A 16162-nucleotide genomic window follows, 5' to 3' on the forward strand; every position below is an offset into this window, starting at 1 on the left:
TCTCTCCTTGATATTCCTTCAATTATTCTAACTACTCTTACTTATGAATTCTTCCAATTGTTTCATGGAAATCCTTCCCTCGTATATGGCTTTGCCAATGATGGTCCCTTCACATCCCATTTCCGCCAATTTTGGAAGTTCGTCAAAGGTAGATATCCCCCCGCTGGCTATCAGTTTTATCCCAGGAGCGGCCTCCTTTAATATTTTTGAGTATAGCTCAAATGATGGGCCCTCCAGCATACCATCTTTGCTGATATCCGTACAGATTACATAAGTTATTCCTTCTTTCTGGTACGTTTTGATAAAAGGCACCAGTTCTTCTTTGGAATCTTCCAGCCAACCGGATACAGCAACTTTTTCATTTTTGGCATCAGCGCCCAAAATAATCTTATCGGAACCAAACTTTTCTATCCAACTGATAAAGGTCGCCCTATCTTTTACGGCAATACTTCCTCCTGTAATTTGCCGGGCCCCACTCTCAAAGGCGATCCTTAGATCATCATCCGTTTTGAGTCCGCCTCCAAAATCTATTTTCAAGGCCGTTTTGGAAGCAATCTGCTCCAATACGCTATGGTTGACAATATGTTTCGATTTTGCCCCGTCCAAATCAACCAAATGCAGGTATTCAATACCATGCGCCTCAAACGCCTTGGCTACCTCCAAGGGGTTTTCGTTGTATATTTTTTTGGTATCATAATCCCCTTTCGAAAGTCTAACACACTTCCCATCTATGATATCTATTGCAGGTATTATTCTCATATGCTTATTTTATAAAAGGACTACCTTGTCCTTGGCCATCCAAAGTTTTGAGTTCCCAATTTTTTCAAATCCATAACGCTCGTAAAGAGTGTGGGCATCCTTGGTTTTCAGCGCAAATGTTTTTATCTTACTTAAAGCATCACTTTTAATGATGTGGTTTATTAATTTATTTCCTAATCCCTTGCCTTGATGTTCTTTAAAAATAATCACATCCATCAGATAGGCAAATACAACAAAATCTGTTACTACCCTGGCGAACCCCAACTGTTCATTTGTTTTGGAATACAAACCGAAACAATAGGAATGCTGGATGGTTTTCTGGACATCTTCCAACGTTCTGCCCATTCCCCAATACGAGTCCTGGCTTATATATTGGTGAATTTTGTAAGTATCCAGCTGTTCTTTGTTTGTGGTTATGTACGTTTCCATGGTTTAAACAACTTCTAAAAAGTTTCTCAAAATGGTTTCGCCCACAATGCTACTTTTTTCGGGGTGAAACTGTGTTCCGTAAAAATTGTCCTTTTGCAAGGCTGCACTGTACAGGACGTCATATTCTGATTCTGCTATGGTATCTGAGCATATTGGGGCATAAAAACTATGTACCAGATAAATATGCTCCTTTTCTGGGATTCCATTAAATAATGGTGACTTTAAATTGGTGATTTGATTCCACCCTATTTGTGGCACTTTTACATTTTTGGTAAATTTTTTCACATGCACATCAAATATCCCCAAACCTTGGGTATTTCCTTCCTCTGAGGAATGGCACATCAGCTGCATCCCCAAGCAAATTCCCAAGACTGGTTGTTTAAGTTCTGGGATTATGGCATCCAATTTGCTGTCCTTAAGCTTGTTCATGGCACTGCTTGCTTCTCCTACCCCAGGAAAGATAACCTTGTCGGCTGACATTATTTCTTCCACGTTATCACTTAAAATGGCCTCATACCCCAGTCTTTGTATGGCAAATTTGATACTCTGTATATTTCCAGCACCGTAGTTTATAATTACTATTTTCATTATTTTTTGATAGGCATTTAAAATCGTCCTTAGAATCCCTTCATACGAATGCCGATTCTGGTAATACGATTATTTAATTAAAGTTTATAGTACCCCCTTGGTGCTGGGTAGAACCATTTTTTCCACGTCTCTTTTCACAGCCATTTTTATGGCCTTGGCAAAAGCCTTGAAAATAGCCTCTATTTTATGGTGTTCATTGGTGCCTTCTGCCTTGATATTCAAATTGGCTTTGGCCCCATCCGTAAAGGATTTAAAAAAATGAAAGAACATTTCTGTCGGCATTTTTCCAATCATTTCCCGTCTGAATTCTGTTTCCCACACCAACCAGTTGCGGCCCCCGAAGTCAATCGCTACCTGTGCCAGACAATCGTCCATAGGCAAGCAAAATCCATATCTTTCTATCCCAAGCTTATTTCCCAGGGCCTTATGGAATACTTCTCCCAATGCAATTGCAGTGTCTTCTATGGTGTGGTGTTCATCTACCTCCAAATCCCCTTTTACCTTGATATCCAAGTCCATTTGTCCGTGCCTCGCCAATTGGTCCAACATATGGTCAAAAAAGTCGAGCCCGGTTTTAATGGAACTCTTTCCCGTACCGTCCAGATTTAATTTTATGAAGATATCCGTTTCATTGGTTTTGCGGTTTATTTCAAAGACCCTGTCTTTCAGCTTTAAAAATTCATATATTTTTTCCCAATCATTGTTTTCTAGGGCAATAATATCATTGAGTTCTTCGCGCTTTACAGTGATCTCCCCAGTACCCAAATTGGTATTGTCATTGATGTAGATCCCTTTGGCCCCTAAATTCTTGGCCAATTCTATATCGGTTAATCTATCTCCAATCACAAAGGAATTCTTTAAGTCGTACTGATCAGAAAAATACTCGGTCAACAATCCCGTTCCAGGCTTTCTGGTAGGGGCATTTTCATGTGGAAAAGTTCTGTCCAAAAAAACCTTGTCAAAAACCACTCCTTCATTTTCAAAAGATTTAAGGATAAAATTGTGTACAGGCCAAAAGGTGTCTTCTGGAAACTTATCGGTTCCCAATCCGTCCTGATTGGTGATCATGACCAGTTCATAATCCAACTCCTTGGCTATCTTACCCAGAAACGTAAAGGCTTTGGGGTAAAAGATCATTTTGTCAAAGGCATCAATTTGTTCATCAATGGTTTCTTTGATGATGGTGCCATCCCTATCTATAAATAATACTTTTTTCATATGACATGTTCCAAACCCAACTTCCGTTGTGGTTGCCTTGGGTTTATTTTTTAGTTATCTATTTCCTTTAATCGTGCTATCAGTTTCCTGTTCTCCTCGGGCGTACCAACCGTAAATCTCAACGTATTGGCACAAAGGGGTTGGGTCGTCCTATTTCTTACCACAATCCCGGCGTTTAACAACTGGTTGTACCTGTGGGTGGCATTATCTACCTGTGCCAGAATAAAATTGGCATCGGAGGGATATGTCTTTTCCACAAATCCTATCTCCGCCAATACCTGGTTCAAGGCGTTCCTTTCCCTTAGGATCTCTGCAATCTCATTACGGACGTCATCAATAGCATGTAACCGCTCCAAGGCCCGTTGTTGGGTTAGTTCATTGACATTGTAGGGCGGCTTTATTTTATTGAGCATGGCTATGATTTCTTCCGATGCATAACAGATTCCCAGGCGAATGCCGGCCAAACCATATGCCTTGGATAGTGTTTGGGTCACAATTAGATTAGGATATTGCGGTAATTCGGTAATCCAGCTGGCATCCTTTGAGAAATCTATATAGGCCTCATCAATCACGACCAATCCATTAAAATTAGTCAATAATTCACGGATATGGGTACTTGAAATACCATTTCCTGTTGGGTTATTGGGGGAACAAATAAACAAAAGTTTACTGTGTTGGTCCATTACCTTCAAGATTTCGCCCACATTGGGCTGGAACTCCTCGGTCAGTAAAACTTCCCTATTTTCAACGTTATTGATATTGGAAAGCACCTTGTACATCCCATAGGTTGGTGGCAACGAAATGATATTATCCACCTTGGGCTCGCAAAATGCCCTAAAAAGCAAATCGAGCACTTCATCGCTTCCGTTTCCTAAAAGGATCTGTGATGCTTCCACACCTTTTTGGGTCGCTAAAACATCCTTTAAACTGCGTTGCTGTGGGTCTGGATACCTGTTGACACCATTCTCAAAAGGATTTTCATTGGCATCCAAAAAAACCATCTCAGAGCCATCTGAAACGTACTCATCCCTGGCAGAAGAATAAGGACTGAGTCCTTTTACATTCTCCCTTACCAGATTGTTAATGTTTATTTCAATTTTCATAGTCGTATGTCCAAAGGACAAATAGCCGGATTCCAATGTGAGGTGCAGCGGAATCTTGGGTTTTTAATTTTTCTTTAAACTCTTTAACCTAAGGGTAACAGCATTTTTGTGTGCCTGAAGTCCTTCCGCCTCTGCCATTAGCTCAATGGTCCTCCCAATTTCTTGGATCCCCAGATCAGAAATTTTCTGGAAGGTCATACTTTTCATAAAACTGTCAAGGTTGACCCCACTGTATTGTTTGGCATAACCATTGGTCGGTAATGTATGATTGGTACCCGAGGCATAGTCCCCAGCACTTTCTGGGGTATAATTGCCAATAAATACCGATCCAGCATTACAGGTGTTGTCCAAAAAGAATTCTTCATTTCCCACACATAGGATGTAATGTTCCGGACCATATTCGTTGATAAGTTCTATCGCCGTATTTTCTTCCTCCACAAAAATTAACTTGCTGTTGGCCATGGCCTTCAAAGCTATTTCCTTTCTTGGGAGCACATTGATCTGTTTTTCTATTTCCTTTTCTACTGCTTCGATCAATTTTTTAGAGGTAGAAACCAAGATTACCTGACTGTCTATCCCGTGTTCGGCCTGACTCAATAGGTCCGATGCCACAAAGGCGGCATTGGCCGTATCATCGGCCATCACCAATAGTTCGCTTGGTCCCGCTGGCATATCTATGGCCACCCCATACTTGGTTGCAATTTGTTTGGCAACAGTAACATATTGGTTTCCCGGACCAAAAATTTTATACACCTTGGGAATAGATTCGGTTCCAAAGGTCATGCCTGCAATGGCCTGTATGCCCCCTACCTTAAATATTTGGGTTACCCCGCAAAGACTGGCCGTGTACAAAATGGCCGGATTGATTTTACCTTCTTTATTCGGGGGAGAGCATAGTACTACTTCCTTACAACCGGCAATCTCCGCCGGAACCGCCAACATTAGAATGGTTGAAAACAAAGGTGCCGTACCTCCTGGAATATACAATCCCACCTTTTGAATGGGCCGTTTTTCTTGCCAACATTGTACTCCAGTGGTGGTCTCCACAGCTACTTTCGAAGTTATTTGTGCCCTATGGAAGATCTCAATATTGCTTTTTGCCTGTTGAATGGCAGCTTTAAGGTCCTCAGACACCAATGATATTGCTTCCTCTATTTCTTTTTGGGCAACCCTGTTGTTTTCCAACAATACGCCATCGAATTGTTGGGTATATCTTTGGATAACGCTATCTCCCTGTTCCTTAACCTCCCTGAAAACTTGGTTGACGATCCCCTCTATTTCAGCCACTTCTTGAGTTGGTCTTTTGAGAAGTACCTCCCAATCCTTTTTTGCCGGACTATAAATTTTGTTCATTACAGTACCATTTTTTCAATTGGACAAACTAAAATTCCTTCTGCTCCCGCATCCTTTAATTCTTGGATTACCTCCCAGAATTTGTCCTTATTGATTACAGTGTGCACTGAGCTCCATCCTTCATCAGCCAATGGAAGTACGGTAGGACTCCTCATACCCGGCAAAAGGGCAATGATTTCTTTTAATTTCTCATTTGGAGCGTTTAATAGCACGTATTTGGATTGCCTTGCCCTAAGAACCGATTGAATCCTAAATCGTAATTTTTCCAGTAACTTTTTGCCTTCCTCGGATATTGATGGGGAGACGGCCAGTACAGCCTCACTTTGGAGCATGACCTCCACCTCTTTTAGATTGTTTTTAAAAAGGGTACTCCCACTGGAGACGATATCACAAATGGCATCCGCCAAACCTATATTAGGAGCTATTTCCACAGAACCATTGATAATGTGAAGCTCTGCCTTTACCCCTTTTTCCCTTAAATAATTTTCCACTGTATTGGGATAGGAGGTGGCAATTTTTTTACCCTCAAAATCCTTGACAGATTGATATTTTACCGATTTGGGCACTGCCAGGGAAACCTTGCACTTGGAAAAACCAAGCTTTTCGGCTACAATGATATCCTGACCTTTTTCTATCAAAACATTTTCTCCAATGATGGCAATATCTACCACCCCATCCCTTAGATATTGGGGAATATCCCCATTTCTGAGATAGAATACTTCCAATGGGAAGTTTCTCGATGAAGCCTTTAGCTGATCTTTACCGTTATCAATGGATATTCCACAATCTTTTAAGATCTGGAGGGAATCTTCATTGAGGCGTCCACTTTTTTGAATAGCAATTTTAATTTTTTTCATGTGTTATACATTGTTTTTTGGCCTGAACAAACAAACAGGATGTTAAAAACAAAACCCGTTTGATTGCTCAAACGGGTTAGAATATATTTTAGTTACAACAATACATTTCTAGCTCGCTTGATTGCAAGTAAAGAAATGATGATGATGTACACTGTACTTTTTCATATGCCAGCAAAAATAATACTAATTTTTATTCTTGAAAAATTTATGTCTCACATTTTATTTCAAAAATGTTAAAATACTATTGATTACCTAAAATTATTGGCATTCCGCTGTCCCCGGACCCAATCACAATTACTTTGCTATTTGGAGACTCCGATAATTTTATCGTAGCTTCTATTCCTTTGTCCTGAAGAATTTTATCGGTCAGGGAGGCACTTAAAATACGGTTTGCATCTGCCTTTCCCTGGGCCTCAATTCGTACTTTTTCTGCTTCCTTTTGGGCAGTAACCAGTCTAAATTCATATTCCAAGGATTCTTGTTCCTGCTTTAATTTACGTTCAATGGCTTCTTTGATCGTAGGTGGTAGCGTTACATCGCGTACCAAAACCTCATTCAGTTGTATGTGCTGTCCGTCTACAATCTTTTTGGTTTCCTCAAAAATTTCGGCCTGTATGGCGTCCCTTTTGCTCGAGTACAATTGTTCTGGGGTGTATCTTCCTACCACGCTACGTGCAGCTGATCTAATGGTGGGCAATAAAACCCTTTGGATGTATTCCTCTCCCTTTTCCTGGTGCAATCTGCCCAGTTGATCCGCCTTTGGTTGGAACCATGCCGAAGCGTCCAATTTAATATCCAAACCATTGGAGGAAAGTACATTCATTTTCTCAAAAACCTCTTGTTGCCTTACCTCATAAATGAATACTTTGTTCCAAGGGGCTACAATATGAAAGCCCTCCCCCATGGCAGGTTCATCCGTAACGACACCACCTCCAAATGTTTCATAGAGCACTCCGGCCTTACCGGACCCAATGGTAACGGCAGATTTGGTAATTAAAATGATAAGTAAGATAATAATGAATATTGCAGGTAATGCAATCTTTGGTAATTTGTCCATTTTGTAATTCTAAATTTAATTTTTAACTCAATCCGTTATATTTCCTTAAAAACCATTCTGCCGAAAAAGCTGCTGCAATCAAGGCCAAAAGGATTCTAAAATCGATTAAAGATACGACATTTTGAGTACCTACTTGTGATGGCAGGTAACGCTTGTCATTAACAAGCTGGTTGATAAGGCTATCCATCCCATCGGCATAATAAAGTTGTCCATTGCTGTTTTGGGCCAACCTTCCCATTTTCTTATAGTTACTGGACAGAAATTGTTTTTCAACATCAAAATCCAATATCTTAAATTGTCCGGTTTTGGAAATATTCTCATTTTGGACATCTACCCTGAACTCATAACTGCCACTGGTCAGATTTTGAAGATCAACTTCGTAATAACCGTTTTTCAGCAACATGGGCAGATCCCTGCCAGTATCTTCGGATATCCTTTTAATGTTCATGTTCAGAGAGGCATTGCCATCAAATAAATAGGTCTTATCAAAGTATGTAGCCTTTATTTTGGCATCTCCTGCACCGGAAAAAACGGCATTATAATCAAGTGTTAATCGCTCTTTGGCATTATTGGTGGCCAGATAAAGTATCAGCTTGCCCATCAATTCGTCAAAATTATCGAAACTCCGATCATTTCTAAAGCTCTGCATTCTCCATTTCCATATATTCTCACCAAAAAGGACCGCTTCTTTTTTGGCACCATCTGTAAGGATAGCCAATAGGGGCTCTCCAACATCTATACCCTTGATACGCTGGTCCATTAAGGTTTCATGCGGTTTCGTAATGAGAATCTCCCCCAGATCACCCTCCAAAGGCGGATAGTTGTCCACTGAAAATTCAGCGTTGTTGAATATGGTGAAATCGGGATTCAATACCGGGAAAATTTCTTCCGTTTGATTGTAGTCCGTTTTTTCAAAACTATTTTGTACGGAATTCAAAAAACCCCAGTCAGTTTTCGAACCCGTAACAGTAAACCTTTGGACACCCTTGGTCGCTATGAAATTGTATATAGGTTTAAAGGAACGGGTAGGCTGATATAATATGAACAGATCTATATCGTCCAGGGTTTCCAGTTCGGTATTGGACTTGTAGAGGACCACATTTCGTTGTTCATTGCTCTCTATCGCTTTTGTCAGTGCTCCAATATCAGGATGTAGGATATCAGATATGATGGCTACGTTCGTTTTTTCATCTATGACCTCCAAGGCAAGTTCGCGCTGGTTATTGGTAGTGTTTTTTTCACTGCTTAAGGGGCTTGCTGTAATTTTTATTTCTTTGACACCTACCGAATTGGCTTCCAACAAGGTGAGTATTCTTTTGGAATTGTCAGTATTGGACAACTTTACAGCTTCAGTTGCCACTACCCTACCGTCCATTAATATTTTGATAAGGGTATTGATACTCCCTTTCCCATCATAGGTAATATAGGTCTCTATGGGAAATTTGTTTTTCAAGAAGGCATATTTGTTGGCATTGACCTGGGAAATTCTAATATCATCATAGGAGGTCGTATCACCTACGACCATCGGATACAGATCCATTTTTCCAAATGTACCGTTATACTCATAATCCTCCCCCACGGTCTGGTTTCCATCACTGATCAAAATAGCAACCGAGTTGGAATTATCGAACATTGTGCTACTCGCATTGATGGCATCGGCAATGTTGGTGCTTTTTTTACTGAAGGTCAAACTGTCCAAGACCTCCAAACTATTTCCGAAACTGAATGTGTGAAGGTTGAAAAGTTCTAAAACCACGCTGTTCCCTGACACCTTTTTTATCAAGGAGTCTATGTTGGTTTTATTATTGATTTCCTTCAGAGAGGATGAATTATCCACCAAAACGACCAGATTGGTCTTTTCTATGCGGTACTCAGTTTTGGTGAATTTGGGATTGATCAATAATAGAAGAATTCCAAATATGCCAATAAAACGCAAAAGGGAGAGAATAACGTTCTGTTTTCTACTCCCTTTGTTTTTGTAAAAATATTGGAACAGTACTATCGCCAATGCGACCAAGGCCGCAAGCAATATTAATAGTACTGAAGATGTCTGCATATATGGGTGTGAAATTAATTTATAGGTCTAGGCATCAATCCGTTTTAATTGAATAAAAATGGAACGACCCCGAAGCCCAATGAAAGGTTATGTCAACATGCCACCATCAACATTAAGTACCTGTCCAGTTACATAGGCAGAAAGATCCGATGCAAAGAACAAACATGCATTCGCAACATCATCAGGAGAACCACCACGTTTCAATGGAATTCCGTCCCTCCATCCCTGAACTACCTTGGCATCCAGTTTATCAGTCATTTCTGTTTCGATAAATCCTGGAGCAATGGCATTGCAGCGAATGTTCCTGGAACCGAGCTCTAGGGCCACAGATTTTGTAAAACCAATCATTCCTGCCTTGGATGCGGCATAGTTGGTCTGTCCTGCATTACCCTTAACCCCAACCACACTACTCATATTGATAATAGAACCCTTGCGCTGTTTTAGCATGGTGCGTTGTACAGCCTTGGTCATGTTGAAAACAGATTTTAAGTTGATCTCTATTACCGTATCAAAATCTTCTTCGGACATACGCATAAGCAAGTTGTCCTTGGTTATTCCTGCATTGTTGATCAGTACGTCGATGCTATCGAAATCTTCCAAAATACTGTTGACCAATTTTTCTGAATCCTCATAACTGGCAGCGTTACTCTTATAAGCCTTGGCTTTTACTCCTTTAGCTGTTAATTCTTTTTCCAATTCAAGGGCAGGTGCCTCACTGGAACTATAGGTAAAGGCTACATTGGCACCATGGTCTGCAAAAACCTTTGCAATTCCCATACCTATTCCTCTACTGGCTCCGGTAATAATAACATTTTTTCCTTCTAGAAGTTTCATGTGATTCTGTTGTTTACTTAAGTTGATGTTCAAATATAGGCTATGTTTCAGATAAGGCGAAAAAAAAACCCTATTCCTCCTGAATTTTCTTCAGGGCAATAGGGTTTTTTTCTAGATTCAGTAACTGAATCCTTTAGGATTATTGGAAAATGACTATCCAGCCACTTCCTTTACTTTAAGTCCAATTTCCGCTGGAGAATCCACTACGTGAATCCCACATTCTCTCATAATGCGTTTTTTGGCCTGGGCTGTATCATCACTACCGCCAACAATCGCACCGGCATGACCCATGGTCCTACCTGCAGGAGCAGTTTCTCCAGCGATAAAACCTACAATTGGTTTCTTGCTACCGCTAGCTTTGTACCAATGGGCAGCATCAGCTTCCAATTGACCACCGATCTCACCGATCATAACCACACACTGTGTCTCTGGATCGTTTATCAATAGCTCAACCGCTTCTTTAGTAGTAGTTCCAATGATTGGATCTCCACCAATTCCAATTGCTGTGGTAATTCCCAAACCTTGACGAACCACTTGGTCAGCAGCTTCATAGGTCAAAGTTCCAGATTTTGAAACAATTCCGATATTTCCTTTCTTGAAAACAAACCCTGGCATGATACCAACTTTTGCCTCGCCTGGGGTAATAACACCAGGACAGTTAGGGCCTATCAATCTACAATTCTTATCTTTAATATAGTCGTATGCCTTCACCATATCGGCAACAGGAATACCTTCTGTAATGGTAATAATAACTTTGATACCTGCTTCAGCAGCTTCCATAATGGCGTCTGCAGCAAATGCGGGTGGTACAAAAATAATAGTTGTATCAGCCCCTACTTTCTCAACAGCCTCTGCAACAGTATTAAAAACAGGTCTTCCCAAATGCTCTTGTCCACCTTTTCCAGGAGTAACACCACCAACTACATTGGTTCCGTATTCGATCATTTGTTCGGCATGAAAAGTACCTTCACTACCTGTAAAACCTTGTACAATAATTTTCGAGTCCTTATTAACTAAAACGCTCATTCTATATTTGGTTTATTTTTTGGTTTACAAAAATATGTCTTAAAAAACGATTTCTAAAGTATTCCCTTGCTTATTTATTCCTTCAGTTTATCCAATATGGCCGGGATCTGTTTTACATAAGCCAATTGCTTTAATTTTTCCCTTGCTTCCTCGGCCGGACTACCAAAATAATTCTTGCCTCCCTCCAATGACTTTGCTACACCCGTTTGTGCCAGAATAACAGCTTTTTTTCCAATGGTGATACCACTGGTAACCCCTACTTGACCCCAAAGAATAACTTCATCCTCAATAACAACGCACCCTGCTATGCCCGTTTGGGAAGCAATAAGACACTTTTCACCTATTACGGTATCATGGCCTACATGGACCTGATTGTCCAATTTGGATCCCTTTTTTATGGTGGTATCCCCAGTGACCCCTTTGTCTATGGTACACAATGCTCCTATATCCACATGATCCCCTACAACTACCCTACCCCCAGACAATAATTTGTCATAACCGGTAGGTCTATTTTTGTAATAAAAGGCATCCCCGCCAAGCACGGTCCCTGCATGAATGGTAACATGGTTTCCAATCACACAATTATCATAAATGGAGACGTTGGAATGGATGGTGCAATGGTCCCCAATAACCACATTGTTCCCAATAAAAGCATTGGGCTGAATAATGGTATTTTTTCCAATTTTTGCAGATGGAGCAATGTTGTTGGTCGCTTTTTCAAAAGGTCTAAAAAAGTTGGTCAACGTATTGAAATCCCTGAATGGATCATCAGAAATCAAAAGCGCCTTTCCTTCTGGGCATGCTACTTCTTTGTTGATAAGTATTACCGTTGCGTTGGAACTCAATGCCTTTTCATAATACTTGGGATGATCTACAAAAACGATATCTCCCGCTTCCACCACATGAATTTCGTTCATACCCAGTACCGGGAAATCATCATCACCAACGTATTTGGTATTGATAATGCCTGCAATTTGCTTTAAGGAATACGGAATGGGAAATTTCATAAGTGGCAATTAAAAAAAGGTGTTAACCACAGGAGAAATCTCCATAAGTTAAACACCTTTACATGATTAACTAGTTTATTCTTTTACACGCTCCATATAAGCGCCTTTCTCAGTGTCGACTTTAATTTTATCACCTTCGTTGATGAACAAAGGAACATTCACACTTGCACCTGTTTCAACCTTGGCTGGTTTTGTGGCGTTGGTAGCGGTATTTCCCTTTACTCCAGGTTCGGTGTAGGTTACCTCCAATATTACACTGGCAGGCATATCAACAGAAAGGGGCATGCTGTCTTCTGTATTGAACAGAATGGTTACCAACTCTCCTTCCTTTAATAGACCGGGAGCATCCAAGGCACCTTCTTGAAGGGTAATTTGGTTGTAATCATCGGTGTTCATAAAATGATAGGTCTCACCTTCGGCATAAAGGAACTGGTAGGTTCGGGTCTCTACACGGACATCCTCAATTTTATGTCCTGCGGAAAAAGTATTATCGATCACTTTTCCTGTGGTAACACTTTTTAGTTTTGTACGAACAAAAGCTGGGCCTTTCCCTGGCTTCACGTGCAAGAATTCAATAATTTTAAAAATATCATGATTATATCTGATGCATAATCCTTTTCTAATGTCTGATGTAGATGCCATATAAATTAATTTGTACTAAAATATCCTTTCATGATCCCTCGTTGTGAATCTCTTATAAACTGTAAAATTTCGTCCCTTTCAGGTGTTGCTTCCATCTCTGCCTCTATAATCTGGGCAGCCTGGGAATTATTGTAATTTTTTTGGTATAGAATCCTATAGATATTCTGGATCTCTCTGATCTTATCCGATTCAAAACCCCTTCGTCTGAGTCCGACCGAATTGATACCTACATAAGACAAGGGTTCCCTTGCCGCCTTTACGAATGGAGGAACGTCTTTTCTTACCAAGGAACCCCCTGTCACAAACGCATGGTGCCCAATGGACACAAATTGGTGCACGGCGACCAGACCTGCCAAGACCACATTATCACCAATAGTGACATGACCGGCCAAGGTAGAGTTATTGGAAAAGATACAATTGTCTCCAATAAAACAATCATGGGCCACGTGACAGTATGCCATTATGAGGCAATTCTTACCTATTTTGGTCTTCATACGGTCCGAAGTTCCCTTGTTAATCGTGGCACACTCCCTTATGGTAGTATTGTCCCCGATCTCCACGGTAGTTTCTTCCCCTTTATATTTTAAGTCCTGGGGGGATGCCGAGATAACGGCCCCTGGAAAAATATTGCAATTTTTACCTATTCGTGCACCTTCCATGATAGTGACATTGGATCCAATCCAAGTCCCCTCTCCGATAACAACATTATTATGAATAGTAGTAAACGGCTCCACCACCACATTCTTGGCGATTTTTGCCCCTGGATGTATATACGCCAGTGGTTGGTTCATATTATTTCTTTTTTGCTATTTGTGCCATCATTTCTGCCTCGCAAACCAATTTTCCATTAGCATAAGCGTAGGCCTGCATATGGCATATTCCCCTTCTAATTGGGGTGATCAGGCTACAGTGGAATATTAATGTGTCACCTGGCAATACTTTTTGTTTGAATTTCACATTATCGATCTTCATAAAGAAGGTCAGGTAATTTTCTGGATCTGGAACGGTACTCAATACCAATATCCCTCCCGTTTGTGCCATGGCCTCTACTTGTAAAACTCCAGGCATAACAGGAGCATCAGGGAAATGACCTACGAAGAATGGTTCGTTCATCGTCACATTTTTCATCCCCACCACATGGCTATCGGATAGTTCCAATATTCTATCGATCAATAGGAATGGAGGTCTATGCGGCAACATGGCCATAATTTGATGAATATCCATCAATGGTGGCTGGTTTAGATCATAGGAAGGAATATTGTTCCTTCTTTCCATTTTTATCATCTTGGACATTTTCTGAGCAAATTGGGTATTTACAAAGTGTCCTGGTTTATTTGCAATGACCTTTCCTCTGATCCTTGTGCCTATCAGGGCAAGATCTCCAATGACATCCAACAATTTATGTCTGGCCGCCTCATTCGGATGATGCAAGGTAAGATTGTCCAATATTCCATTCGGCTTTACCGAAAGTTTATCTTTTTTGAAAGCTTTTTGAAGCTTAACCATGGTAGCATCGGAAATCTCCTTGTCCACATAAACAATGGCATTGTTAAGGTCTCCACCTTTGATCAAACCATGCTCTAGCAACGTTTCCAATTCATGTAAAAAACTAAAAGTCCTAGCAGGTGCAATTTCGGTCTTAAAATCAGATAAACGATCCAATGTAGCATTTTGGGTTCCCAAAACTTTGGTCCCAAAATCAACCATAGTGGTCACTTGGTATTCGTCTGAAGGCAAAATGGTTATTTCACTTCCCGTAGCCTCATCCTTATATGAGATGACTTCCTTTACTATATACTCATCCCTCACGGCTTCTTGTTCCATGATGCCTGCTTTTTCCAAAGCTTCGATGAAATATTTGGAGGAACCGTCCATAATTGGCGGTTCGGAAGAATTCAACTCAATCAGGACGTTGTCAATTTCCAACCCTACCAATGCCGCCAATACGTGCTCGGAAGTTTGGATCTTGACACCATTTTTTTCCAAATTGGTGCCACGTTGGGTATTGACCACATAATTGGCATCTGCCTCTATGATGGGCTCTCCTTCCAGATCAACTCTTTTGAAGGCATAGCCATGGTTTTCAGGAGCGGGCACAAATTTCATTGTGACATTCTCACCGGTATGTAATCCAACACCGGACAGTGTAATCTCCTTCTCTATAGTCCTTTGTTTTGCAGTAGTTTTACTCACTGGTTTTATTTTTTTCTAGTTCTTCCAATCTATTGACAAGCTTCGGTAAATTCTTGAAATGTACGTAGGATTTATTGAAATCCCCATAATGAAGGGAAGGAGATCCTTGTAAAATTTCACCATCCTTGATATTTCTACCAATTCCGGATTGAGCCTGTATCTTTACCCTATCTCCAATGACAATATGGCCAACAATGCCAACTTGCCCTCCTATCATGCAATTTTTACCTATTTTGGTTGATCCCGCAATTCCCGTCTGAGCGGCGATTACGGTATGCTCTCCAATTTCCACATTATGTGCAATTTGGATTTGGTTATCTAATTTAACACCTTTTCTTAAAATAGTTGACCCCAATGTTGCCCTATCTATGGTGGTCCCTGCCCCAACGTCCACGTTATCCTCTAAAATCACATTCCCAGTCTGTGGAATTTTGGTAAATTCCCCGTTGCCATTGGGTGCAAAACCAAATCCGTCTGCCCCAAGCACTACACCGCTGTGTATCACACAATTATTGCCAATACGCGTATCCGAGTATATTTTGGCACCTGCAAAAACAGTCACATTGTTCCCTATGCTAACATGGTCCCCAATATAGACATTGGGGTAAATTTTTACGTTGTCACCTACTTTTACATGCTCTCCTAAATAAGAAAAGGCCCCTAGGTAAAATCCGCTTCCGTACGTTACAGATTCGGAAAGGAAAACTGGGTTTTCAATGCCTGTCTTAATAATATTTTTTGCTTGGTTGTAATACTCCAATAATTTGGAAAATGACTCATAGGCATCATCAACCTTGATCAGGGTAGTCTTTAAAACATGCTCCGGCTTAAAGTTTCTATTGACAATAGTGATGGAAGCCTCGGTAGAATAAATGTAGGGGGTATATTTGGGATTGGCCAAAAAAGTCAGGGAACCATCTTCCCCTTCCTCTATTTTGGACAGCTTGTGCACAGTTATTTCAGGGTTACCTTCAACCTCACCTTCCAAAATACCCGCAATCTGGCTAGCTGTAAATTTCATGAGGACAAAAGTAAGAAAA

General features: G+C 40.7%; 16 protein-coding genes. All 16 read right to left on the minus strand.

The features are described from left to right. Positions 1-27: 27 nt before the first annotated feature. The gene (gene hisA, locus WAA86_RS04305) at positions 28-759 is read right to left on the minus strand and encodes a 1-(5-phosphoribosyl)-5-[(5-phosphoribosylamino)methylideneamino]imidazole-4-carboxamide isomerase (protein WP_337299751.1); all 732 of its coding nucleotides are present in this window, start codon (positions 757-759) and stop codon (positions 28-30) included. Between the two features lie 9 nt (positions 760-768). After that, on the minus strand, positions 769-1188 hold the full coding sequence (locus WAA86_RS04310) for a GNAT family N-acetyltransferase (RefSeq protein WP_337299752.1): 420 nt from the start codon (positions 1186-1188) through the stop codon (positions 769-771). Positions 1189-1191: 3 nt separating this feature from the next. Next, complete coding sequence (gene hisH / locus WAA86_RS04315) at positions 1192-1776, minus strand: imidazole glycerol phosphate synthase subunit HisH (RefSeq protein WP_337299753.1); 585 nt, start codon at positions 1774-1776, stop codon at positions 1192-1194. A gap of 84 nt (positions 1777-1860) precedes the next feature. After that, the gene (hisB, locus tag WAA86_RS04320; RefSeq protein ID WP_337299754.1) at positions 1861-2994 is read right to left on the minus strand and encodes a bifunctional histidinol-phosphatase/imidazoleglycerol-phosphate dehydratase HisB; all 1134 of its coding nucleotides are present in this window, start codon (positions 2992-2994) and stop codon (positions 1861-1863) included. Between the two features lie 50 nt (positions 2995-3044). Beyond that, positions 3045-4097 (minus strand): histidinol-phosphate transaminase, encoded by a 1053-nt coding sequence (gene hisC, locus WAA86_RS04325; protein WP_337299755.1) that lies wholly within the window; start codon positions 4095-4097, stop codon positions 3045-3047. Between the two features lie 63 nt (positions 4098-4160). Beyond that, a complete protein-coding gene (gene hisD, locus WAA86_RS04330; RefSeq protein WP_337299756.1) occupies positions 4161-5450 on the minus strand; it encodes a histidinol dehydrogenase in 1290 nt (429 codons plus the stop codon). Next, a complete protein-coding gene (gene hisG / locus WAA86_RS04335) occupies positions 5450-6307 on the minus strand; it encodes an ATP phosphoribosyltransferase (RefSeq protein WP_337299757.1) in 858 nt (285 codons plus the stop codon). The genes hisD and hisG overlap by 1 nt, the downstream gene beginning before the upstream one ends. Positions 6308-6548: 241 nt before the next feature. Next, the gene (locus tag WAA86_RS04340; RefSeq protein WP_337299758.1) at positions 6549-7364 is read right to left on the minus strand and encodes a prohibitin family protein; all 816 of its coding nucleotides are present in this window, start codon (positions 7362-7364) and stop codon (positions 6549-6551) included. 22 nt (positions 7365-7386) lie between these two features. Continuing rightward, positions 7387-9420 carry a VWA domain-containing protein gene (locus tag WAA86_RS04345; protein WP_337299759.1) on the minus strand — a complete coding sequence of 678 codons (2034 nt, stop codon included), beginning with the start codon at positions 9418-9420 and terminating at the stop codon, positions 7387-7389. Between the two features lie 87 nt (positions 9421-9507). Next, positions 9508-10254, minus strand: a complete 747-nt coding sequence (gene fabG, locus WAA86_RS04350) for a 3-oxoacyl-[acyl-carrier-protein] reductase (protein ID WP_337299760.1) — start codon at positions 10252-10254, stop codon at positions 9508-9510. Between the two features lie 153 nt (positions 10255-10407). Next, positions 10408-11280, minus strand: coding sequence for a succinate--CoA ligase subunit alpha (gene sucD / locus WAA86_RS04355; RefSeq protein ID WP_337299761.1), 873 nt, complete (start codon positions 11278-11280; stop codon positions 10408-10410). A 74-nt stretch (positions 11281-11354) separates the two neighbouring features. Further along, on the minus strand, positions 11355-12287 hold the full coding sequence (locus WAA86_RS04360; protein ID WP_337299762.1) for a UDP-3-O-(3-hydroxymyristoyl)glucosamine N-acyltransferase: 933 nt from the start codon (positions 12285-12287) through the stop codon (positions 11355-11357). 75 nt (positions 12288-12362) lie between these two features. Continuing rightward, a complete protein-coding gene (gene efp, locus WAA86_RS04365) occupies positions 12363-12929 on the minus strand; it encodes an elongation factor P (protein ID WP_337299763.1) in 567 nt (188 codons plus the stop codon). A gap of 5 nt (positions 12930-12934) precedes the next feature. After that, on the minus strand, positions 12935-13720 hold the full coding sequence (lpxA, locus tag WAA86_RS04370; protein ID WP_337299764.1) for an acyl-ACP--UDP-N-acetylglucosamine O-acyltransferase: 786 nt from the start codon (positions 13718-13720) through the stop codon (positions 12935-12937). Position 13721: 1 nt separating this feature from the next. Beyond that, positions 13722-15122 carry a bifunctional UDP-3-O-[3-hydroxymyristoyl] N-acetylglucosamine deacetylase/3-hydroxyacyl-ACP dehydratase gene (locus tag WAA86_RS04375; RefSeq protein ID WP_337299765.1) on the minus strand — a complete coding sequence of 467 codons (1401 nt, stop codon included), beginning with the start codon at positions 15120-15122 and terminating at the stop codon, positions 13722-13724. Continuing rightward, positions 15115-16143: a UDP-3-O-(3-hydroxymyristoyl)glucosamine N-acyltransferase gene (gene lpxD, locus WAA86_RS04380; protein ID WP_337299766.1), complete on the minus strand. Its 1029-nt coding sequence runs from the start codon at positions 16141-16143 to the stop codon at positions 15115-15117. Before lpxD ends, WAA86_RS04375 begins: the two co-directional genes overlap by 8 nt. Positions 16144-16162 lie beyond the last annotated feature (19 nt).

The sequence above is a fragment of the Sediminicola sp. 1XM1-17 genome, assembly GCF_037203765.1.
Taxonomy (GTDB): Bacteria; Bacteroidota; Bacteroidia; order Flavobacteriales; family Flavobacteriaceae; genus Sediminicola.